Here is a 22,326-nt window from a genome sequence, read left to right as displayed (position 1 = left end):
TGCCCGTATAATGGTCCTATTGGATTGTACTTGATAGGAGGAATTTCATGCACAGTATTTCCCATTTTTGGCACTTGTCGCGAATCATATACGGACCTCGGAACTTTCAAGAGAACAAGCGGGCTGTCGTTTTTTTTGCCAGAGCCGTCTCCAATCGGGCCTTGTTTGAAGAACTGTACGATTTCTTTGACCATTATGAACCGATGCAGGGCTTTTTTGAGCAGCACGACCCGGACTTCCAGGAAGTCATGACCCGCGTCTTCTTGTTCAAGAATTCGACCATGCGCCAACGACTCGACGCCTTGAAGCATCATTTCACGATTTTGCGGACTTTCTTTTCCGATGACGTCATCCGCGAAATCTATTGGGGAAAGGGCTATACGCTCTGGACGTCTGACGACCCGTCCATGCCGCTTGAAGTGCGGCTCATCTTTGATACGGGCCAGCGAAAAGAAGGGTTCCTGTCGCTCTACCTCTATCATGAAGGCCAGATGACCTACCATTTCAACTTCCGCTTCGATTACAACAGCGACGGCACGCCATCCATGTATATCGGTACCATCCAGGGCTCGAAGCACGGCTTGGAAACGACCAAGATCCTGACCAAGAAGCTCTTTGGCTACCGGCCTAAGAACTTCATCCTCTATTTGATGCGTATCTTCGTCCAGACCCTGGGCATTCGCGATATGTACGTCATCACTGACGACGGTTTCTATACCAACAGCCATCTCCTGCGCGGCAACCGTTCTAAGAAGACCAATTTCAATGACTTCTGGATCGGCGAAGGGGCTGTACCCGATAAAGGCGAACAATGGTATTTCCGCCTGCCCATCGAAGAAAAGCGCCGCAAGTACGACGACATCAAGTCCCAGAAGCGAAACCTCTTCCGCAAGCGCTATCTCCTCATGGATGCTATCGTCCCGCCTTACATCGAAGCCATTCGCAAGCTGTTCCGCGACGACTTTGCCCCGACGCCGTCGGCCGTCGATGAAGCAGCTATTGTCGATAAGCCGGCCGATTACGATCCCATCGAGGCGCCGAAGGGGTGACTGACCGTCTTTAATCAGTAGTGATAATGCGATAAGTCCTCCTTGTTGAGGATACAATTTAGCCAGTTCCCGCATGGGCATACGACCAGGGAACTGGCTTTTTTGCATGCTGGCTTAACATGTATGATAAAGCGTCCGTCGTGAATCGCCGCTGCTGCTTTGGCACATCAGATAACGTCGGACATAAAAAGAGGACCTCTCGAGAAGTGATCATTTCCCGAAAGGTCCTCTTGGCGTATGCACTGGGGTTAGGAGGGTGAGCCATGTTTTGCCGTGCCCATGATGACCATCCGTCCGCCCTGGGCTTCGTAGAGGCGGTGTGAAATGGACAGGACGGTGCGGTTTTGAGAGGCAGCCTGAAGGGCTGTCAGTACCTGCTGTTCCGTCAGAGCGTCGAGGTTGGCCGTGATTTCATCGAGGAGGAGGATTCGCGGATTCATGACGACGGCCCGGGCGATGGACAGGAGCTGGAGTTGGCCCCGGGAGAAAAATTCTTGCCGGAACGGGGTTTCAAGTCCTTCGGGCAGGGCGCTGCAAAGGTCCCACAGGCCGACCAGGCGCAGGGCTTTTTCGACGGCTTCCTCCGAGACCCGTGGGTCTTTGAGGGTCACTTGGTCGCCGACGGTTCCGGCTACGTCATGGAACTGCTGTTCGACGTAGCCGAAGACTTGGCGGCGCAGGGCCGGGGAAAGGTCGGCAGGCTTACAGCCGAAGACGCGGATCGTGCCTTCTTTGGGGGCGTAGAGACCGAGAATGAGTTTAAAGAGGGTACTCTTGCCGGCTCCGGTGCGTCCCGTTATGGTGACGATTTCCCCCGTTTTGACGGATAACGACAGGTGGCGGAAGATCGATTCACTGCCGTAGCTAAAGGCGGCATCGTCGATGACCAGGGGCGGCGCGGTAAGGGTCAGGTCGTCGGTGGCGCCCTGGTCTTCTACGGGATGGGCAAAAAATTCTTTCAAACGGCTGATGCCGGCGATGGCCGACTGGATGTTTTGGATTTCCATGCCGATGCTTTCAATCGGGGAAAAGATAAGGCGGACATAGGCGATGAGGGCGACGACGGTGCCGACGGTCATGCCGAAGAAATCCTGCAGGAAGGAGCTGCTAACCGATAAGGCCATCATGACGCAGATGATGAGCGTCGAGAGGGTGATGACGATGGGCGAGTAGATGGCGTCGCAGAAATTGCTGCGCTCCATGGCTGAAAAACTGTCCCGTATCGTCTGTCCGTAGCGGTGGCGCAGGTGGCTTTCCTGCTGGCAGGTGTGGATGGTGCGGATGTTGTGCACCGTTTCCGGGATGAGTTCGTTGGTCCGGCCAATGGCGATACGGTTGTCCCGCTGGGCCTTGAGCATGCGCTTTTGGAAGTAGCGGGTCAGGAGAAACAAGAGGGGCAGGGCGATGCACAGTAAGATGCCCAGGCCGGCACTGAGGTGGAAGACGACGGCCAGGATACTGAAGATGGTCAACACGTCGGCGATCATGCTGACGACGCCGGAGTCGAAGAGGTCTTCCAGGGTATCGACGTCGTTGACGAAGAGCGACGTGACGGCTCCCGATTCATGGCTGACGAAGTAAGGCGCCGGCAGGATGCTGAGCCGGTCGCACATGGCCGAACGCAGGCCATGGGTGATCTTTTGGCCGAAGATGGTGATCAACGTCTCTTTGACGGCGTCGACGAGGCCGCTGCCGGCATTGACGGCAAAGAAGATGATGCCTGCCGTCAGTAAGGGCATGATCGTAAAATGGCCGCTGGCCAGACTGTCAACGATATACTGCAAGATGAGGGGCGGTGCGACGTTGACGCCGATGGAAGCGGCAATGGAAAGGACCAGGCCGATGATGAGCCGGACGTTAGCTTGTAAGGTCTGGAGGAATATCTTAGTCATGGCGGTCACCTCGCTGGGCTTGCTGCATCTTGTAGAGTCGTTGATACTCTTCGTGGGTTTCATATAAGGATGAATGGTCTGCCGTCATGGTCGTACCGTCATGGCTGATCCAAATGACCTGGTCGAGTTCAGAAAAGAGGGACAGGCGGTGCGAAATGAGTAAGATGATACAGTCGCTGTAAGACTCGCGCAGCTGTTTGAAGATCTTTCGTTCTGTCGCCATGTCGACGGCGGCAAAGGGATCGTCGAGAATGAGCAGGGGCCGGCGGTGAAATAGGGTCCGGGCCAGGGCGATGCGGGCCTGCTGACCGCCGGAGAGGCGCTGGCCACCTTCGCCAATCGGCGTCTGGATACCTAAGGGGAAGGACGCACAGTCTTCATCCATACAGACTTCGCGGATGACTTTTGTGACATCGCCAGGAAGGCCGAAACGGATGTTTTCTTCAATCGTTGCCGAGAATAATTCACTGTCGTGGCCGCAGTAGCCGACGATGCCTTCCGCGCCGGTCTGGCCGTTTCCCAAGGACTGGGCGCCGAAGCGGATTTCGCCACCGTGGGGTTTTTCGCCGAGGAAGGTCAGGCCCAGTGTCGATTTGCCGCAGGCGACGGGACCGGTGATGCCGATGATGTCGCCGGGCTTGGCGGAAAAGGACAGGCCTTGATAGACCGGCTTATCATCCGGCGCATAGGAAAAGGACAGGTTACGGACCGTAAGGGCTGCCGGCGGAAAGGCCGGTACCGGTTCCGGCAGGGGATGGGAGGCAGCGAGACGGGGCTGGATGCGGTCCCACGATACCTGGGCCTTCTGGACGGCATTGAACAGGCGGGCGGCATGGGACGTCTTGATGGACATCTTGACGAAGCACGACAGGTACGTCGAAAAGGCGGCGATGTCCCAGATCTGCCAGCCGTCGCCGAGGACGTTGCGGCCGCCGAGCCAGACGACGAGGATGGTGCCGGTCATGGCGATGATCTTATAGATGGGCTGCATCGTATTTTCCCACAGGTTGGCTAAAATCATCTTCCGTTCGTAGTCTTTCAGATACGTTTCATATTGGGCGTTTTGGACGGCTTCTTCGCCGTAGACGCGGTAAGTCAGGGCGTTGCTGATGCGGTCCAGGGTGATGCCCGACAAGGCGCCGCTGCTTTCTTTACTGCGGGCCGCCGTTTCGGCGACCAGGCGTCGCAGGCGATTGGCCAGGAGATAGGCCAGGGGCGGGAAGGCCAGGACACAGAGGGTCAGTTTCCAGTCGTAGACCAGGAGCATGACCAGGTAGGTCACCATGACGACGCCCGTATCGAAGACTTCTGTCGTGAATTTGCGCATCCCTTCGACACAAGTGTCGATGTCGGAAATGACTTTAGTCATCAAGGTTCCCGTGTGTTCGCGTTCCATGGCTGCCGTCGGCGTCTGTACCAGCTGTTGATAGAGGAGGTCCTTCATAGTCAGGCTGACGTTGTTGGCAAACTTTCGAACGTAGAGCCGCTTCACGTAGCGCAGACTCTGAACGGCGATGATGACCAGAGCATACATCAGGCAGAGGGCGTACATGTCCGAGGCCTCTTTGGTGCCGCCGAACATGTCGTAGAGGTACTGGGCCAGCTGGCCGTCAAACCAGGGGCCGGCAATCATGCCGACGTTGTAGAAGAGGCCGCTGAGGGTGATGATCAGGAGTAATTTCTTTTCTTTTAAAAAGTAGTAATAAACGGAACCGGGTCCCCGTTGTTTCAATGGTAACACCTCGCTTTTATAGTTCATCTATCATACACCATATGGTCGGGTTTGGCGAGGGAAAAAAGCCTGATTTTTATTAATTTGAGAACTCTTTACATTCTTACCTCTTGCGTAAAGTCAAAAAGACGAATATAATATACCTATACGAAAGTCAAAAAGAAAAATTAACCCCGTCGATTTTTTTTAAGAGGTGATTTACGATGAGTGTATTAGCTGATAAAATCGAACAGTTTATCTTACATAAATTATTAGAAGAAGACAATTCAGATATCGTATTGCGCCGCAATGAACTGGCTGACGAACTGCAGTGTGCACCGTCGCAGATCAGCTACGTGCTGAGTACGCGGTTTTCTAACGACCGGGGCTATCTGGTCGAATCGCGGCGCGGATCCGGCGGCTTCGTCCGTATCATCAAACTGACGCCGAAGAAGGAGGATCGGACGCCGGTCCTGCTCCACGAACGCCTGCCGGCGGTCAGCATTTCCATGGAGGACCTCGACGCCTTACTGTATGAACTGCTCAAGCGCCGCAGCCTCACCAACAACGAGGCCGTCATCCTCCATTTAACCTTTGAATCACTCTATCGCCGCATCGATGATGAGGCTTCGCGCTTACTCGTCATCAGCGACATTTTGAAAAATCTGAACCTTCATTGAAGATAGAAAGGACGTGAGGGCCATGCTCTGTGATGCCTGTAAAAAACGCGAGGCTGTTGTCCATATCGTCAAAATTGAAGACGGGCAGCGCACCGATGTCCACCTGTGTGCCACCTGTGCCAAGAGACAGTCAAACTTCTCAAATATGCGAGATGTCAATATTATCGATAATGATTTTTTCCGCAAGATGGCTTATCCCGATTATCAGGGAGATCGCGGCGATGAACCGCGCTGTGCCAGCTGCGGCATGACCTACGGGGAATTTAACCATGTGGGGAAATTCGGCTGCCCCGATTGTTATGAAGCTTTCAAGGAAGAAATTCCGCCGCTGCTGCGCCGCATCCACGGTCACAGTAAGCACGTCGGCAAGGTGCCGAACCGCGGGACCGGTGTCTTCCGGACGGCCACGCAGGTCAAGCGCCTGCGCCAGCACCTGCAGAAGCTCGTTCAGGAAGAACGCTATGAAGAAGCAGCCAAGGTCCGCGACGAAATCCGGGCGCTCCAGCGCCAACTTCCGGCCGATGGAAAGGGGGAATAAGCCATGGTTCTCGATATGCTCATGGCGCCGCTCTGCCCCTGGCAGGACGGGACCGGTGAGTTCTGTGATATCGTCCTTGACAGCCGGGTTCGATTGAACCGGAATTTAAAGAAATACGTATTTCCCGATAAAGCCTCGGATACGGAATTGTCGGCCGTCCTCGACGAAGCCAAGGGCCAGCTCGGCACGCTGAATACGTTGGGCCAAGGCCATTACCGCTTCATTTCCTTTGAAGACCTGACGCCCCTTGAACGGGAAGTACTGGCCGTCAAGCATTTGTCGTCGGCCGGCCATATTGAACGGCCTCAACACCGGGGCATCCTCCTTCGCGAAGACGGCGCCGTATCGATCATGGTCAATGAAGACGACCACTTCTGTATCCAGGTTGCCGCCCCTGGCTTTGACCTGCGGCGCGTTTGGGATCAGGCCGCCCAGATCGACGATGCTCTGGAAAGCCATTTGGACTTTGCCTTCCGCGATGACTTTGGCTACCTGACGGCCAGCCCGTCTCTTACCGGCACGGGCCTCACCGTCGGCGTGACCCTTCACGTCCCGGCCCTGGTCCTGATGAAGCGCTTTAACCGCATCGTCCAAGGGACGACGAAATTTGGATTTACCGTCTCCGGTATCTATGGGGAACGGAACGACTCGATCGGCCATATTTTCCAGATCACCAACCAGATTACCCTCGGCGTGACTGAAGCCGATACGATGGAACAACTGCGAAAAATTGTAACCCAAATCGTGCAGGAAGAACAGAACTGCCGCGCCTTGGTTTGGGATCATAATAAGAATACCTTAAAAGATAAATGGCTGCGCACGTGGGGCACCCTCGGTCAGGCCTGGCTCCTCGATGACCGGGAAACGCTGAACTTTGCCAGCGATCTTCGCTTCGGCATCGACATGGGCGTCATCCCCGTGCAGCCCTTGGCTTATGAAGCCATCATGGCCGCTTCGGATCCTGCCTGGCTCCAACTTCAGGCAGGCTCGGAATTAAGCGGCGAAGACTTAGAGCACCGACGCGCACAAGCGGTGCAGCAAGTGCTCCGTGAGTACAGAAGGAAGTGATTTCCCATGGCTAACAATAGATTTACCAATGATGCCAAAGCCGTGCTTCAGTTTGCACAGGATACGGCACAGAAATTTCATCATGATTACGTCGGAACAGAGCATATCCTGCTCGGTCTCGTTTTAAATAAAGACGGCATTGCCGGCCTGATTCTCTCCCAGTTGGGCCTGACGTCGGAAAATGTTACCCGTGCCATTGAACAGCAGGTCGGTTGGGGAACCGATACGAGCGGCAAGCTGCGCCTGACGCCGCGGACGAAACGGGTCATGGAAATGGCCGTCCGTGAAGCCAATCGGCTGGAACAGAACTACGTCGGCACGGAACACCTGTTGTTCGGTATCCTGGCCGAAGGAACGGGCATGGCCGTCCAGATCCTCGAAGACATGGACATCGACCCGGATCTTGTATCCCAGCGCCTGAGCGAACTCATGAACGACAGCGACGCCGCCGGCAGTGAAGCTGGCGGAGAAAAGAAAGGCGGTGACTTGTCCCAATTCGGCCGCGACCTCAATGAATGGGCCAAGAAAGACAAGGTCGATCCGGTCATCGGCCGGGAACAAGAAATCAGCCGGGTCATTCAGATCCTGAGCCGGCGGACAAAGAACAATCCGGTCCTCATCGGCGCTCCCGGCGTCGGTAAGACGGCCATTGCCGAAGGGCTGGCCCAGCGCATCATTACCGGCAACGTCCCCGACAGTTTGCAAAACAAGCGCGTCTTTTCCCTGGATTTAGCCAGCATCGTCGCCGGTACCAAGTACCGCGGTGAATTCGAAGAACGGATCAAACGCATCTTGGACACCATTTCCCGCGACGATACGATCATCCTCTTTATCGATGAAATTCACCAACTCATCGGTGCCGGTGCCGTTGAAGGCGCTATGGATGCGGCCAATATCTTAAAGCCGGCCCTGGCCCGCGGCGATTTGCAGTGCATCGGGGCGACGACGGCTGACGAATATAAGAAGCACTTTGAAAAAGATGCGGCCTTAGCCCGGCGCTTCCAGCCCGTCCAGGTCGGCGAACCGAATGAAGAAGACGCCGTATCCATCCTGTTCGGCCTGCGCGATCGCTACGAAGCCTTCCACAAGGCCCGCATCACCGACGAAGCCGTACGGGCTGCCGTCAAATTGTCGGCCCGTTATATTTCCGACCGCTACCTGCCCGATAAGGCCATCGACGTCATGGACGAAGCGACGGCCCGGGTCCGCATGAAGGTCTATGCACCGTCCCACGAACTGCAGATCCTCGAACAGAAGCTAGCTGACATCAAGAAAGAAAAAGAAGCCGCCCTCGATGGGGAAGACTTTGAAAAATGCGCGTCCCTGCGCGATGCCGGCAAGAAGATCGCTTCGGAAATTTCGGCCCTGCAGAAGGAAAAGAAACAGCATGACGATGAAAAACTCGTCGTGACCGAACACGACATTGCCGACGTCGTTTCCATGTGGACCGGCGTGCCCGTCCAGCAGATTACGGAAACGGAATCGCAGCGCCTGCTCCACTTGGAAGAAGAACTGCATAAACGGGTCATCAGTCAGGACGACGCCGTTACGGCTGTGGCGAAAGCCGTCCGCCGTGCCCGGGCTGGACTGAAGGATGCCAACCGTCCCATCGGTTCCTTCCTGTTCCTCGGCCCGTCCGGTGTCGGCAAGACGGAACTCGCCCGTACCTTGGCGGCCCAGCTCTTCGATAGCCCGGACAACATGATCCGCATCGACATGAGCGAATTCATGGAAAAATACAGCGTTTCCCGCCTGGTCGGCGCCCCTCCGGGCTACGTCGGCTATGAAGAAGGGGGCGAGCTGACCGATGCCGTCCGGGAAAAACCGTACAGCGTCATCCTCTTCGACGAAGTCGAAAAGGCCAGCAGCGACTTCTTCAACCTCTTGCTGCAGGTCCTCGACGAAGGCCGCTTGACTGACTCCAAGGGCAGGACCGTCGACTTCCGCAATACGGTCATCATCATGACCAGTAACCTCGGGGCTTCTCATCTCCGTCCGTCGGGCCCGGTCATGGGCTTTGCCACCGGCAGCGACGGTGCCGGCAGTGAAGAAAAGGCCTTCAAGGAAGCGCGCAAGGAAATCCTCGATGAAGTGAAACGCTTCTTCCGTCCGGAATTCCTGAACCGTATCGATGAAATGATCGTCTTCAAGCCCTTGGCGCAGTCTGATCTTCGCCAGATCGTCGACATCATGCTCAAAGAGCTGACAAGCCGCCTCGGTGAAAAAGGCATAGGCCTCAATTGGACGACGGCTGCCGATGACGTCCTCGTGCAGGACGGGACCGACTTTGCTTACGGTGCCCGGCCACTGAAACGGGCCATCCAGAAATTGGTCGAAGACCCAATTTCGGAAATGCTCTTAAGCGGTGACGTCAAAGACGGCAATACGATTCACGTCGACAGTTTAGATAAAAAGAAGCTCGTCTTTACGACAGAATAATGAAGGGGCTTCGCATGAAGGCTGTGCTCGTCATGCGAAGCCTTTTTTATAACTGGCGCTAAAACACAGCGCAAAGGAGTAGGTATGGCAAAAGCAAAAATTCGTTACGTTTGTACCAGCTGCGGCAGCGTCTCCAGCCGCTGGCTTGGCCGCTGTCCCCAGTGCGGCGAGTGGAATACGATGGCAGAAGAGACCGTGACGCCCGAAGCGCCTAAGGCGGCTCAGAGCATGGCCCGCAGCGGTCCTTCGTCTCAGGCCACGTCGTTATCGGACATCGCCTTAGAGGACATGACCCGCGTGGAAACGGGCATCGGTGAATTGGACCGGGTCCTCGGCGGCGGCATCGTTCCCGGGGCCCTCATCCTTTTGAGCGGCGATCCGGGAATCGGTAAATCGACGCTGGTCCTTCAGCTGGCAGCCGCCGTCTGCGCCAAGAATGGCGCCGTCCTTTACGGCTCGGGCGAAGAATCGGCCGGCCAGATTAAGCTGCGGGCCCAGCGCTTAGGAATCGCTGCGCCCAACCTCGTCATTCAGGCCGATACGTCTCTGGACAACATCTTAAGTGAAGCACACAAGCGGCGGCCGGCCCTGGTCATCGTCGACTCCATTCAGACTATGTACAGCCAGTCCGTCGAAGGGACGCCGGGCAGTTTATCCCAAATCCGCGAAGGGACGAGCCGCCTCATGACCTTTGCCAAGAGCGAGGCCATTCCGGTCATCGTCATCGGCCACGTCACCAAAGACGGGGCCATTGCCGGGCCGCGGATGATGGAGCATATGGTCGACGTCGTCCTCTACTTTGAAGGCGAGCGCAATTACCAGTTCCGCATCCTCCGGGGCATCAAGAACCGCTTTGGTTCGACCAATGAATCGGGCCTGTTCACCATGACCAGCGGCGGCCTGTCAGAACTGGAAAATCCGTCGCAGCTGCTCTTGGCCGAACGGGCCGCCAATCAGGCCGGTTCGGCCGTCGCCGCCGTCCTCGACGGCATGCGCCCCATGCTGGGGGAAATACAGGCCCTGACGGCCCATTCGGTCTTTGCCGTTCCCCGGCGGACGGCGTCGGGCATGGATTATAACCGACTCATCATTCTCCTGGCCGTCCTTGAAAAGCGCCTCGGCGCCGCTCTTGGCAGTCAGGACGTCTATATCAACGTCGTCGGCGGCCTGCGCCTCACGGAGACGGCGGCCGACCTGCCGGTGCTATTGGCGGTCTATTCCAGCCTGCGCGATATCTCCATGGACAGCCGGACCGTCGTCATGGGAGAAGTCGGCCTGACCGGCGATGTCCGCCGCGTGCCCCAGGCCCTGCGGCGCGTAAAAGAAGCGGCGAAAATGGGGTTCCGTACCTTTATTATGCCCAAGGGAAACCTCGAAGACGTCGACCCCGCGGCCTTTCCGGCGGACTGCCGCTTCGTCGGCGTAGCGACCCTTCGCGAGGCCATTGAAAAAGCTTTTTCCTGATTTGTACGGCCGGGTTCAGATTGTGGTGGGAAATAGCGGCTTTCAGTAGGCAAAAGGGCTTTACCATGGTAAAATAGGGAAAAACGAGGAAAGAAGGCAGCGTGATGAAGCATTTAGAAGTGGTGGCAGCGATTTTAGAATATGACGGAAAGATTCTCTGTATGGAACGGGGACAGGGGAAATTCGAGTACGTCAGCTTTAAGTATGAATTCCCGGGCGGGAAAATCGAACCCGGCGAAAAAAAGCACGAAGCGATTGAACGAGAACTGCGGGAAGAGATGGACGTCCACGTTTCGGTCCGGGAAGAAGACCTGTATATGACCGTCCATCACGACTATCCCGACTTTTCCATCAGCCTCCATGCCTTTCGCTGTCGTTTGGATAAACCCGATTTTATCCGCAAGGAACACGTCGATGCCAAGTGGATGGCGCCAGCCGATTTGCCGACCTTGGATTGGGCCCCGGCTGACGTGCCGATCATGCAGAAACTGGCCGGAAAGTAGGCGAATGTCATGGCTGAATACGGAGCCCTGGAACAGTGCCTGCGCGAAGGCTTTATCGACTATACCATCGAAGCCGACCAGCGCTATGTACCGAAAATCCTGACCAATAATCAGGAAAAGAAGCGCAAAGTCCTCGATACTATCTTGTCTCAGCTCTACGTCTGCGACTCTTTTCTGTTTTCTGTGGCCTTTCTGACCAAGAGCGGCATTGCCTGCCTAAAGGATGCCCTCATCGAAAATCGACAGGCTGTGGGCAAGATCCTGGCCTCGCAGTACCTGAATTTTACCGAGCCCGATGCCTTGCGGGAGCTCTTGAAATTTCCCAATGTAGAACTGCGGATGGTGACCGAAGAACGGGCCTTTCATGCTAAAGGATACCTTTTTCATCGTGCCCAGGCCGGCCCCGAAAACTATACCATGGTCATCGGCAGCAGCAATATGACGGCCAACGCCTTGACCCACAATCAGGAGTGGAACGTCTTTTTTACGTCCGCTGAAAATGGAGCCCTCATCCGTCAGACCCAGGAAGAGTTCCAAGCCTTGTGGGATGCGGCGGAAGTTGTTGACGAAGCCTGGATCGATGCCTACCAGGCCATCTACAAACGTCAGAATTCGAGGAAGCAGGGGCTCTATCTGCCCTTCCATAAGATTCAGCCCAACGCCATGCAAAAGGCGGCCCTGGCAGGCATTCAAGGCCTGCGCGATCGAGGAGAAGACCGGGGGCTCTTGATTTCGGCGACCGGGACCGGTAAGACCTACTTATCGGCCTTCGATGTCATGAAATTGCGGCCCAGGCGCTTCCTCTTTGTCGTCCACCGCGAGCTCATCGTCAAAAGCGCCCGCGACAGCTACGTCAAAGTCGGCGTCAACCCGGCCGATACGGGTCTTCTGACGGGCCACGCCAAAGACGTCGACAAACCCTATCTGTTTGCGACCATACAGACCTTGGCCCGCGATGAAATCCTCCATTCCTTTGCGCCCGATGCCTTTGACTACATCGTCATGGATGAAGTCCATCATGGAGGCGCGGCGACGTATCAGAAGGTCCTCGATTACTTTACGCCCCAGTTCCTGCTGGGCATGACGGCGACGCCGGAACGGTCCGACGATTTCGATATCTATGCCTTATTTCACCACCAGATTGCCTATGAAATAAGGCTCCACGACGCCTTAGCCGAAAACATGCTGGTGCCTTTTCACTACCACGGCGTCTGTGAAATCACGGTCAATGGAGAAGTCCTCGATGACAACAGTGATTTTTCGGCTTTGACCTGTGAAGAGCGGGTACGGCATATTCTCTATTATGCCGACCTCTATGGGAGCGACACGGACCGCGTCAAGGGCCTCGTCTTTTGCCGCAGTGTCGACGAAGCGAGAACCCTAGCCGCTGCCTTTAGAGCGCACGGCCGCCGGGCTCTGGCCTTGACGGGTGCGTCGAGTGAAGGGGAGCGGCAGGCAGCCATCGATCATTTGGAAGCCGATGCCGATCAGGACCGGGACTATTTGGATTATATCTTTACTTGCGACATCTTTAATGAAGGCGTCGATATTCCGCAGGTCAATCAGGTCATCATGCTGCGCCCGACGACGTCGGCCATCGTCTTTGTCCAGCAGTTGGGGAGGGGCCTTCGCAAATATCCTTATAAGCGCTATTTGGAAGTCCTCGACTTCATTGGCAACTATGAAAATAACTTTCTCCTGCCCATCGCCCTCTTTGGCGACCGGACCTACGATAAGGATTTTGTCCGCACGTTGATGCAGACCAATTTTCTGCCGGGACCGACGTCGGTTCACTTCGACGATATCGCCAAGGAGCGAATCTATGCAGCCATCGATAAAAAGCGGTCTCTTGCCGATTTAGACGACTTAAAGAACGCCTATCGCGATATGGCCTGCCGCCTGGGACGGCAGCCGATGATGATGGATTTCGTCCGTTTTGGCGATAAAGATCCGATGCTGTTCATTGCCAAGAAGGACTCCTTTTATGCCTTTTCCCAGTATATGGAACCGAGTCCGTCGACGCTGAATGACGCTCATCGGGCCGTGCTGAAGATGATGAGTCTTGAACTTGCCAATGGAAAACGCATTGAAGAAATCTTGATTCTTCGCCATTTGCTGGCTGAACCGTCGTGGTCGACGGCGGACCTTGCGGCAGAGACGGAGCGGTTGTACGGCTTTTTGCCCTCGACAGAAACCATGAACCATGCTGCCCGGCTGTTGACCTTGCAATTCTTTGTGAAAACGGCGCAGCAGAAATACGGCGGTATGCCCCTCATTTCTTTTGAACAGCACACCTACGCGACGACGCCGTATTTTGAAGCCCTGAAAGAAAATGCCGAATTTACGGCCTATGTCGACGATATCCTCGATTACGGGACCTATCGCTTTGAAACCCTCTATGTCCAAGACCATCCCGAAATCGTCGGCGGCTTCGTCCGCTACGGACGCTATTCTCGAAAAGACGTATCGCGGATCCTCAATTATGAAACGAACCGCGAAGGGACGCTGAACGGCTATCAAATCGTCGGGGATACTTGTCCCATTTTTGTTACCTATGAAAAGGCTGACGATATTTCGGCGAATACGATGTATGAAGACCAATTCATATCACCTCAGGAATTCAGTTGGATGACCCGGTCCCGCGTGCGCCTGTCGTCACCCCAAATCCCGGCCATTCAGGACCGTCATCGTCGCAAGTTGCTGTTCGTGAAAAAGAGCGATGCTGAAGGGTCTAATTTCTACTATATCGGCGATTTAAAGGTCCTCGGCGATCCTGTCGAGACGACCATCGCCAACGATGCCGGCGTACAGCTTCCCATCGTCAACTTTCGATTTATCATCGATAAGCCTGTCGAAGAAAAACTCTACGCCTATCTTTGTGAATAATTGTCTTGCTGCTGAAAATGTCATGAACCGATCGTCATGGCATTTTTCGCATTACCTTTTAACCTTTTGGGGAGGGGGGAACGACCGAAGCAGGTACGGCCTGCCTTCAGAACCAAAAACTTTATGGGGCAATTGTGGTACATTGTCCGGAAATGTGGTAAACTAGTGTAGTTACAGTTGAGATGTGGAGAGAGAGGTGTCTTTTTACGTATGGAAGATAAAACGGGTTCAGACTATAAAGCACGGAAACCGAAGAAGTTTAACGCCCGCATTGTAGCTGATAATATCATGAAGGGCGTCATTGTCCTGATCATGATGGTTATTTTCGTCATGATTGCCGACCAGCTCATCGGGACGCCTTTTATCAGTGCGGAAATTGAAGGCGAATTTTTCCACGGCAGTATTTTTGGGACGACGATCATGGCTGTCGTCACCTATATTGTCGGCATCATTTTAGGGGCCCTCGTCGGCTACGGCATTTCGCCCTTTGCCCTGCGCCTTATTTGGGCAGCCATTCATCGCCTTGAATTAGGACTCAATGATTTTGAAAGCCAGGATATCATCGTCGGGACGTTAGGTTTGCTTTTTGGACTTATTATTGCAAATTTAATTGGATTGGCCTTCGCCCGACTGCCTATCATTGGCGCTTACGGACCGATTGTATTCAACATCGTCTTTGGCTATGCCGGCATGAGCATTGCCGTTCGTAAGAAGAGTGAAATCATCGCCCTCGTCGGCAACCTGCGTCTGGGGCGGCCGAACAAGGAACACAAGCGGAAGGAACTAGAATTTTCCGGGAAACTCCTCGATACCAGTGCCATCATCGACGGCCGCATCGCCGAGATTTGCAGCACGGGATTTCTCGAAGGACCGCTTTTGGTGCCAGTCTTCGTCTTAGAAGAACTCCAGCTCATTGCCGATTCGTCGGATTTATTGAAGCGCAACAAAGGCCGCCGCGGCCTCGATATCTTAAAGCAGATGCAGGAAGACAATTACGTCGAAGTCCGCATCATCAATGATGATTTTGACGACGTCCAGGGCGTCGACTCCAAACTCGTCCGCCTGGGCCGCAAAATCAATGCCAAAGTCGTCACCAACGACTACAACCTGAATAAGGTTGCTGGTCTCCAAGGCGTAGCCGTCCTCAACATCAACGATTTGGCCAATGCTTTAAAACCGGCCCGCGTTCCTGGGGAACAGATGAATGTCCTCATCGTCAAGGCTGGCAAGGAAGAAAATCAAGGCGTTGCCTACCTCGACGACGGAACGATGATCGTCGTCGAAGACGGCCAGAAATATATCGGCTCCAATATGCCGGTTACGGTGACGTCGGTCCTTCAGACGTCTGCCGGACGCATGATATTCGTAAAAATCGCAAATGAGTAGGTGAAATGTGTGAAAGTATCTGTCATCGTGGTAGCGGCCGGCACAGGGAGCCGCTTCGGTTACGAGCGGAATAAGCTCTTTTATCCGCTGTGCGGCGAACCGGTCCTGACCCATACCCTGCGGAACATCTTTGCAGCCCGCTCGGTCCATGAAGTGGTCATCGTCCATTCCCGCATCGATACCAAGGAGATCCGCCGCATTGTCGACGATCTCCATCCCGTTCAGCCCGTCCGCTATACCCTGGGCGGGGCGGAACGAGAGGATTCGGTGTATAATGGACTCTTGGCCGTCAGCCCCGATATGGACGTCGTCATGGTTCACGACGGGGCCCGTCCCTTTGCCACTCCTGATTGGTATGATCAGGGCGCGGTCATGATGGAGACGGCTCGGGCAGCCATCTACGGCATTCCCTTAAAGGACACCGTGAAAGTTCGCGGTGACGACGGTCGGCTGCATACGCTGAACCGCAGCCGCCTGGTAGCCGCCCAGACGCCGCAGATCTTCCATCGGGACTTATTGATGGAAGCCCATAAACAGGCGCGGCTGAAGGGGTTGAAGGCGACGGACGATGCGTCCCTCGTCGAAGCCATGGGCGTGCCCGTCGTCATCCTCGAAGGCAGCGATAAGAACCGCAAGGTGACGACCCGCGACGACATTCCCATCCTGTCCTTGTATCTGAAGGGGCGGGAAGTCCAGCGCATTGGCACCGGCTACGATGTCCACCGCCTGGTCGAAGGGCGGCCGCTCATTCTCGGCGGCGTTGAGGTTCCCTTTGATCGGGGCCTTGACGGCCACTCCGATGCCGACGTCCTCATTCACGCCGTCATGGATGCCTTATTGGGCGCGGCGGGACTGCGCGATATCGGGACTTATTTTCCTGACAATGATGAGAACTTTAAAGACATCTCCAGCCTGGTGCTGCTCGCTAAGGTTCGCCATCTCTTGCAGGAAAAATGCTGCCGCATCGTCAATTTAGACGTAACGCTGCTGGCACAGCAGCCTAAAATCAAACCCTTTGTGCCGCAGATGATTGAAAATATTGCCGAGGCCCTGCGGATTTCTAAGTCGGCCGTCTCCGTCAAAGCGACGACGACCGAAAAATTAGGATTCGTCGGCCGGGAAGAGGGCATGGCAGCGCAAGCGGCGGCCATGATCCTAAGCTATCAATCGTACCTATAAGTATGTATTTAGGAGGAATTTTTTATGTCACAGGAAGTACGCGTTCGTTTTGCTCCGAGCCCGACGGGACCGTTCCATATCGGCGGCGCCCGCTCGGCACTGTTCAACTACCTTGTCGCCAAACACACGGGCGGCAAGTTCGTCGTCCGCATCGAAGATACGGACCGCAAACGTTCGACGTCCGAATCGGAAGAAAATATTAAAGAAGCTTTGAAATGGCTGGGCATTACCTGGGATGAAGGTATCGATGTCGGCGGATCCGACGGCCCGTATCGCCAGACCGAACGCCTGGACATTTATCAGAAATATACGGATAAACTCTTGGCCGAAGGAAAAGCCTACTACTGTTTCTGCACGCCGGAAGAATTGGAAGCTGAAAAGAATGCCCAACTGGCCAAAGGCGAAACGCCGGTATACTCGGGGAAATGCGCCGACCTTCCGAAAGAAACGGTCGAACAGTATTTAAAAGAAGGCCGTCCTCATGTCATCCGCATCAAGACGCCGAAAAATGAAACGATTGAACTCGACGACCTGGTCCGGGGCCACGTATCCTTCGACTCCAATAACGTCGGCGACTTCGTCATCGTCAAATCCGACGGCATTCCGGTCTACAACTACTGCGTCGTCCTCGACGATGCCTTGATGCACATCACCCACGTCATCCGTGCCGAAGAACATCTGTCCAATACGCCGCGCCAGCTGGTCATCTACAAGGCCCTTGGCTTTGATGCCCCGCAGTTCGCCCACGTATCGTTGATCCTCGGTGCCGACAAGAAGAAGATGAGTAAGCGCCATGGCGCTACTTCTGTTCAGCAGTACCGCGACATGGGCTACCTTCCCGATGCCCTGGTAAACTTCCTGGCCCTTCTGGGCTGGACGCCGGACAGCGATCAGGAAATCTTCAGCCGCGACGAATTGAACGAACAGTTCTCCTTAAGCCGCGTCGCTAAGAACCCGGCCGTCTTCGATATCGAAAAATTGAACTGGATCAACTTCCATTACATGAAAGAACTCGATGAAGATCAGCTCTATACCCTGTGCCTGCCGCACCTCCAACAGGCCGGCTATGCCAGTGAAAATCCGGATCAAGCCGAAGCAGCTTGGCTGAAAGCCGTCTGCGCCGCCATGCGTGAACACGTCCAGTACGGCGCCCAGATCGTCGATGCCGCCAAAGTCTTCTTTACCGAAGACTATGCGCCGGAAAATGAAGAAACGGCAGCTGTCCTGGCTGAAGAAACGGCACCGGCTGTCCTGGCTATGTTCCGCGATGAACTGACGGCCCTCGACGAAGTCACGCCCGACACGGTACAGCCCTTGTTCAAAAAGATTCAAAAGGGCTTGAAGGTAAAGGGAAAATTCGTCTACATGCCGATCCGTGTAGCCATTACCGGCGTCATGCACGGTCCCGATTTGAACGTCATCGTCGCCCTCATGGGCCGCGAAAAAGTTTTGGATCGCCTGAACGCCAGCCTTAATAAATAATAATGATTATATCTTGACAGATAAGTGATTATTGGGTACTATATACGTACATATTAATTAATAACATGTATCAAATAGTATGTTTGAATACGCATCTGCGATGAGCAAAATGAGTTGCAGTGGCATCCGCCAGAGAGAAAAAGCCGTGGCTGAGAGCTTTTTCAGGTCATAAGACTGCAATGCTGCCTTTGTGAGCAGGCCGGGTGAATGGAGTAATCCGGTCCGGGTGCGCCCGTTACTGCGCAGTAAAGATTACGGCTGTGCCGTAAAAACAGAGTGGAACCGCGGGCCACCGTCTCTGTCATAAGGGATGGTGGCTTTTTTGGTTTAATTTTCAGGGGGGTAACAGTATGAGAGAACTGAAAGTATACAATACGCTGACTCGTAAAAAGGAGACCTTCGTTCCCGTCACGCCGGGCCAGGTCAAAATGTATGTCTGTGGCATTACGCCGTATAACCATTCCCACATGGGGAATGCCCGTCCTTTCGTAACCTGGGACGTCATCCAGCGCTATCTGGAACACCTCGGCTATGAAGTCACGCATATCCAGAACTTCACCGACGTCGACGACAAGATCATCAATGCCGCCAATGGGGAAGGCGTCAGCTGGGATACGATTTCCAACCGCTACATTGCGGCTTACTTCGACGTCATGGATAAGCTCCATATCCGTCGGGCTGACCGTTATCCCCGCGTCTCGGAACACATGGATGACATCATCGAAATGGTACAGGGCCTCGTCGATAAGGGCGATGCCTACGTCATCGACAACGACGTCTATTACAGCGTTGAAAAATTTGACGACTACGGTGAACTGAGCGGCCGCAGCCTCGACGACATGGAAGCCGGCGCCCGCATCGAAGTTGACGACCGTAAACACAATCCCATGGACTTTGCCCTCTGGAAGGGTGCTAAACCGGGCGAACCGGCATGGGACAGCCCCTGGGGCAAAGGCCGTCCGGGCTGGCACATCGAATGCTCGGCCATGAGCCATAAGTACCTCGGCGATACCTTTGACTTCCACGGCGGCGGCAGTGACCTCATTTTCCCGCATCATGAAAATGAAATCGCCCAGTCCGAAGCCTTTACGGGCAAAAAGCCGATGGTTAAATACTGGCTGCACAACGGGTTCATTACGATCAACTCCGAAAAGATGAGTAAGTCCTTGAACAACTTCTTCCTGGTCAAAGACGTCCTGGCTCATTACAGCCCTGACGCCCTGCGCTTCTTCCTCATTTCCAACCACTATCGCAGCCCCTTGGACTTCAGCGATGAACGTTTGGACGAAATGACGCGCAGCCTGGAACGCTTGGGAACGGCTATCGATAACGTCCTGGAACTGATGGAAATGCCGGCTGGCAGCAAGTCTCCCGAAGCCGAACAGCTCCTGGCTGCGGCTAAGAAAGACGAAGACGATTTTGAAACGGCTATGTGCGACGATTTCAACACGGCCTTGGCCAGTGCCGCCATGTTCGATCTTGCGAAAAACGTCAATATCTATAAAAATGCCGTCGTCACCAACGACGTTCCCGTCGACTCGGCCATCATGTCGGAAGTAAAACGAATCTTCAAGACCTTTACGGACATCCTCGGCATCCTGGAAGAACGCTGGGAAGGCCAGAAGGCCAATGCCAGCAGCAAGGACTACGACGATTTGATGCAGGTCATCCTCGACATCCGTCAGGAATGCCGCGTCCAGAAACAGTTTGCCCTGGCTGACGCCATCCGCAATAAACTGGCAGCTCTCGGCATCACCATCGAAGATTCTCCTCAGGGAGCACGTTGGAAAAAGTGAAATTCAAACAACTCCAAGCCTTAAAAAAACGGGCCTATCAGGCCTTTGCCGAAGGCAAGCGCCTCGATGTCCCTGAAAGCGATGCCGCCCGTCTCGATTCCATCAACCTGGCCTTTGTCGGCGATGCCTATTATGCCCTGACCCTTCGCAAACGCCTGGTGGAAACGGGCATTCCCCAGGTACAGGTCCTCCACGGCCTGGCAGCGGAGTTCGTGTCGGCCAAGGCCCAGGCCTGGGTCTACCGACGCCTTCGCGATAGCCTTACGGAAGAAGAAAAAAGGGTCTGTCAAAGGGCGCGCAATGCCCATTCCATGGCCCCTAAAAGTGCGACCGTTGCCGAATACCACGACAGTACGGCGCTTGAAGCCTTGGTCGGCTTTTTGGTCATGGCCGGACAGGGGGACCGGCTGGCCGAGATCATGGAACAGATTTATGAAGAAACAAAGGCTTACTGCAGCCAAACCAGAGGAGGTACGGAATGAGCGCGGATACACTTATCATCGGCCGCAACAGCGTCACCGAAGCCTTGAAGGCCGGTCGGTCCATCACCAAGATATACGTCGCCTCGGGCAATGAAACGAAGCCTCTGCAGCGGATTCGTGACTTGGCAGCGAAGGAGGACATCCTCGTCGAAGAGACGCCCTTAAAGGTCCTCAACCGCCTGGCACCGGACAACCGGCACCAAGGCGTCGTGGCCTTTGCCAAAGCCGTCGAATATGCCGACCTCACGGACGTCCTCATCGCCGCCGATGAAAAGGGCAAGGTTCCCTTTTTGGTTCTCCTCGACGGCCTGGAAGACGTCCACAACGTAGGGGCCATTATCCGGACGGCGGAATGTGCCGGTGCCGATGCCGTGCTCCTGCCGAAGCGCCGGTCAGCACCGATCAATGAAACGGTCGGTAAGACGTCGGCTGGTGCCATTGAATACCTGCCTTTGGTGCAGATCGGGAATATTTCCCAGACGCTGAAGCAACTCAAAAAACGGGGGTTTTGGGTGATCGGCGCCGATATGGAGGGGGAAACAGATTACTTCCACAGCTCTTTGACCGATCCCGTCGTTCTCGTCATCGGAAGCGAAGGACGAGGGATTTCCCATTTGGTCAAGGAGACTTGCGACGTCTTGGTCCAGATTCCCATGTTTGGCCACGTCAATTCTCTCAACGCCTCCGTAGCAGCGGCACTGCTCATGTATGAAGTCGTGCGCCAGCGCCAGGCGAATACCATTAAGTAAGCGAGGTGACGATAATGCAGGCAGCGTCTCATGTACCGGAAAAAAATGACCGCTTTGCAGGCATGACCGATGAAGAAATCGTCAGTATTGCCCAGTCCGAAAAGGACGGGCAGGCTACCGATTATATCGTTCACAAGTACCGTAACTTTGTAAAATCAAAGGCTCGCGCCTATTTTCTCGTCGGTGCCGATCGGGATGACATCATCCAGGAAGGCATGATCGGCCTGTATAAGGCGACGCGGGATTTTCGCGGTGATAAATTGTCGTCCTTCCGGGCCTTTGCCGAACTGTGCATCACCCGGCAGATCATTACGGCCATCAAGACGGCTACACGGCAGAAACACATACCCCTCAACTCGTACGTATCCCTCAATAAACCGATTTATGAAGAAGATTCCGACCGGACCCTGCAGGATATCTTGTCGGGCATCCGCGTCAGCGATCCGGAAGAACTCATCATCGGGCGGGAAGAATTCAACGATATCGAACTGAAGATGAATGAAATCCTCAGTGATTTGGAATGGAACGTCTTGACGGCTTATTTAGACGGCAAGTCCTATAATGAAATGTCACGGGAGCTCCATCGTCACGTAAAGTCCATCGATAATGCCCTCCAGCGGGTCAAACGAAAACTGGAACACTATCTGGAAACACGCAATGAAGAGGAAGGAACAGAAAAGATTGAGAAAGAGCCGAAATCAACTATTGATAGAAAGGCTAAATAAGTGTACAATAATACTGTTAGCGTCATTGTGTGAGGAGGATTAACGTGATCACAGCATTAGAAATCATCGTTGTCATTTTGGCACTGCTCATCATCGGTGTTGTCGTAGCACAGAAGAGCAAGACCCAGGGGATGGGTGCGGGCTTTGGCGGCGGTGCCGACGACCTGTTTGGCAGTCGTGCCCGCGGCATGGATGCCTTGCTTTCCAAAATGACTATCATCTTATCGGTATTGTTTGCCGTCTGTACCTTCGTGTTGGGCAGATTGATGCATACCTTTTAATGAAACTAATGAGGGC

General features: G+C 54.6%; 18 protein-coding genes. 16 read left to right on the top strand and 2 right to left on the bottom strand.

Annotated elements, in window-relative coordinates; translation table 11 throughout:
• Positions 1 to 47: 47 nt before the first annotated feature.
• Positions 48 to 1,049 (top strand): VirK/YbjX family protein, encoded by a 1,002-nt coding sequence (locus HMPREF3201_RS08820; RefSeq protein WP_062412706.1) that lies wholly within the window; start codon positions 48 to 50, stop codon positions 1,047 to 1,049.
• Positions 1,050 to 1,297: 248 nt separating this feature from the next.
• Here HMPREF3201_RS08820 and HMPREF3201_RS08815 read toward each other — a convergent pair whose 3' ends face one another.
• Both HMPREF3201_RS08815 and HMPREF3201_RS08810 read right to left on the bottom strand, forming a co-directional pair.
• Positions 1,298 to 2,941, bottom strand: a complete 1,644-nt coding sequence (locus tag HMPREF3201_RS08815; protein ID WP_062412705.1) for an ABC transporter ATP-binding protein — start codon at positions 2,939 to 2,941, stop codon at positions 1,298 to 1,300.
• On the bottom strand, positions 2,934 to 4,682 hold the full coding sequence (locus tag HMPREF3201_RS08810) for an ABC transporter ATP-binding protein (RefSeq protein ID WP_227166399.1): 1,749 nt from the start codon (positions 4,680 to 4,682) through the stop codon (positions 2,934 to 2,936). Before HMPREF3201_RS08810 ends, HMPREF3201_RS08815 begins: the two co-directional genes overlap by 8 nt.
• Positions 4,683 to 4,876: 194 nt before the next feature.
• Here HMPREF3201_RS08810 and HMPREF3201_RS08805 point away from each other — a divergent pair, with 194 nt between their 5' ends.
• The 15 genes from HMPREF3201_RS08805 to secG all read left to right on the top strand — a co-directional run bounded on the left by HMPREF3201_RS08805 (position 4,877) and on the right by secG (position 22,310).
• Positions 4,877 to 5,332 (top strand): CtsR family transcriptional regulator, encoded by a 456-nt coding sequence (locus tag HMPREF3201_RS08805; protein ID WP_062412703.1) that lies wholly within the window; start codon positions 4,877 to 4,879, stop codon positions 5,330 to 5,332.
• A gap of 22 nt (positions 5,333 to 5,354) precedes the next feature.
• Complete coding sequence (locus HMPREF3201_RS08800; protein ID WP_062412702.1) at positions 5,355 to 5,870, top strand: UvrB/UvrC motif-containing protein; 516 nt, start codon at positions 5,355 to 5,357, stop codon at positions 5,868 to 5,870.
• Positions 5,871 to 5,873: 3 nt separating this feature from the next.
• Positions 5,874 to 6,938, top strand: a complete 1,065-nt coding sequence (locus HMPREF3201_RS08795) for an ATP--guanido phosphotransferase (RefSeq protein ID WP_062412701.1) — start codon at positions 5,874 to 5,876, stop codon at positions 6,936 to 6,938.
• Positions 6,939 to 6,944: 6 nt separating this feature from the next.
• The gene (locus HMPREF3201_RS08790; protein WP_062412700.1) at positions 6,945 to 9,377 is read left to right on the top strand and encodes an ATP-dependent Clp protease ATP-binding subunit; all 2,433 of its coding nucleotides are present in this window, start codon (positions 6,945 to 6,947) and stop codon (positions 9,375 to 9,377) included.
• Between the two features lie 84 nt (positions 9,378 to 9,461).
• Positions 9,462 to 10,841 carry a DNA repair protein RadA gene (gene radA / locus HMPREF3201_RS08785; RefSeq protein WP_062412699.1) on the top strand — a complete coding sequence of 460 codons (1,380 nt, stop codon included), beginning with the start codon at positions 9,462 to 9,464 and terminating at the stop codon, positions 10,839 to 10,841.
• Positions 10,842 to 10,945: 104 nt separating this feature from the next.
• On the top strand, positions 10,946 to 11,344 hold the full coding sequence (locus HMPREF3201_RS08780) for a (deoxy)nucleoside triphosphate pyrophosphohydrolase (protein WP_072272074.1): 399 nt from the start codon (positions 10,946 to 10,948) through the stop codon (positions 11,342 to 11,344).
• Positions 11,345 to 11,353: 9 nt separating this feature from the next.
• A complete protein-coding gene (locus HMPREF3201_RS08775) occupies positions 11,354 to 14,230 on the top strand; it encodes a DEAD/DEAH box helicase (protein ID WP_062412698.1) in 2,877 nt (958 codons plus the stop codon).
• A gap of 210 nt (positions 14,231 to 14,440) precedes the next feature.
• On the top strand, positions 14,441 to 15,616 hold the full coding sequence (locus tag HMPREF3201_RS08770) for a PIN/TRAM domain-containing protein (protein ID WP_062412697.1): 1,176 nt from the start codon (positions 14,441 to 14,443) through the stop codon (positions 15,614 to 15,616).
• A 9-nt stretch (positions 15,617 to 15,625) separates the two neighbouring features.
• Positions 15,626 to 16,795, top strand: coding sequence for a 2-C-methyl-D-erythritol 4-phosphate cytidylyltransferase (ispD, locus tag HMPREF3201_RS08765; RefSeq protein ID WP_062412696.1), 1,170 nt, complete (start codon positions 15,626 to 15,628; stop codon positions 16,793 to 16,795).
• 24 nt (positions 16,796 to 16,819) lie between these two features.
• The gene (gltX, locus tag HMPREF3201_RS08760) at positions 16,820 to 18,277 is read left to right on the top strand and encodes a glutamate--tRNA ligase (RefSeq protein ID WP_062412695.1); all 1,458 of its coding nucleotides are present in this window, start codon (positions 16,820 to 16,822) and stop codon (positions 18,275 to 18,277) included.
• A 350-nt stretch (positions 18,278 to 18,627) separates the two neighbouring features.
• On the top strand, positions 18,628 to 20,073 hold the full coding sequence (gene cysS, locus HMPREF3201_RS08755; protein WP_062412694.1) for a cysteine--tRNA ligase: 1,446 nt from the start codon (positions 18,628 to 18,630) through the stop codon (positions 20,071 to 20,073).
• On the top strand, positions 20,070 to 20,555 hold the full coding sequence (locus tag HMPREF3201_RS08750) for a Mini-ribonuclease 3 (protein WP_062412718.1): 486 nt from the start codon (positions 20,070 to 20,072) through the stop codon (positions 20,553 to 20,555). The genes cysS and HMPREF3201_RS08750 overlap by 4 nt, the downstream gene beginning before the upstream one ends.
• Positions 20,552 to 21,304, top strand: a complete 753-nt coding sequence (gene rlmB / locus HMPREF3201_RS08745) for a 23S rRNA (guanosine(2251)-2'-O)-methyltransferase RlmB (RefSeq protein ID WP_062412693.1) — start codon at positions 20,552 to 20,554, stop codon at positions 21,302 to 21,304. The genes HMPREF3201_RS08750 and rlmB overlap by 4 nt, the downstream gene beginning before the upstream one ends.
• A gap of 14 nt (positions 21,305 to 21,318) precedes the next feature.
• Positions 21,319 to 22,029: an RNA polymerase sporulation sigma factor SigH gene (gene sigH / locus HMPREF3201_RS08740; RefSeq protein ID WP_062412692.1), complete on the top strand. Its 711-nt coding sequence runs from the start codon at positions 21,319 to 21,321 to the stop codon at positions 22,027 to 22,029.
• A 44-nt stretch (positions 22,030 to 22,073) separates the two neighbouring features.
• A complete protein-coding gene (gene secG / locus HMPREF3201_RS08735; RefSeq protein ID WP_044503532.1) occupies positions 22,074 to 22,310 on the top strand; it encodes a preprotein translocase subunit SecG in 237 nt (78 codons plus the stop codon).
• The last annotated feature ends 16 nt before the right edge of the window (positions 22,311 to 22,326 follow it).

This window comes from Megasphaera sp. MJR8396C, from assembly GCF_001546855.1.
Taxonomy (GTDB): Bacteria; Bacillota; Negativicutes; order Veillonellales; family Megasphaeraceae; genus Megasphaera.
Note: the sequence above shows the minus strand (reverse complement) of the source record. Positions and strands in the feature narration are given on the sequence as shown.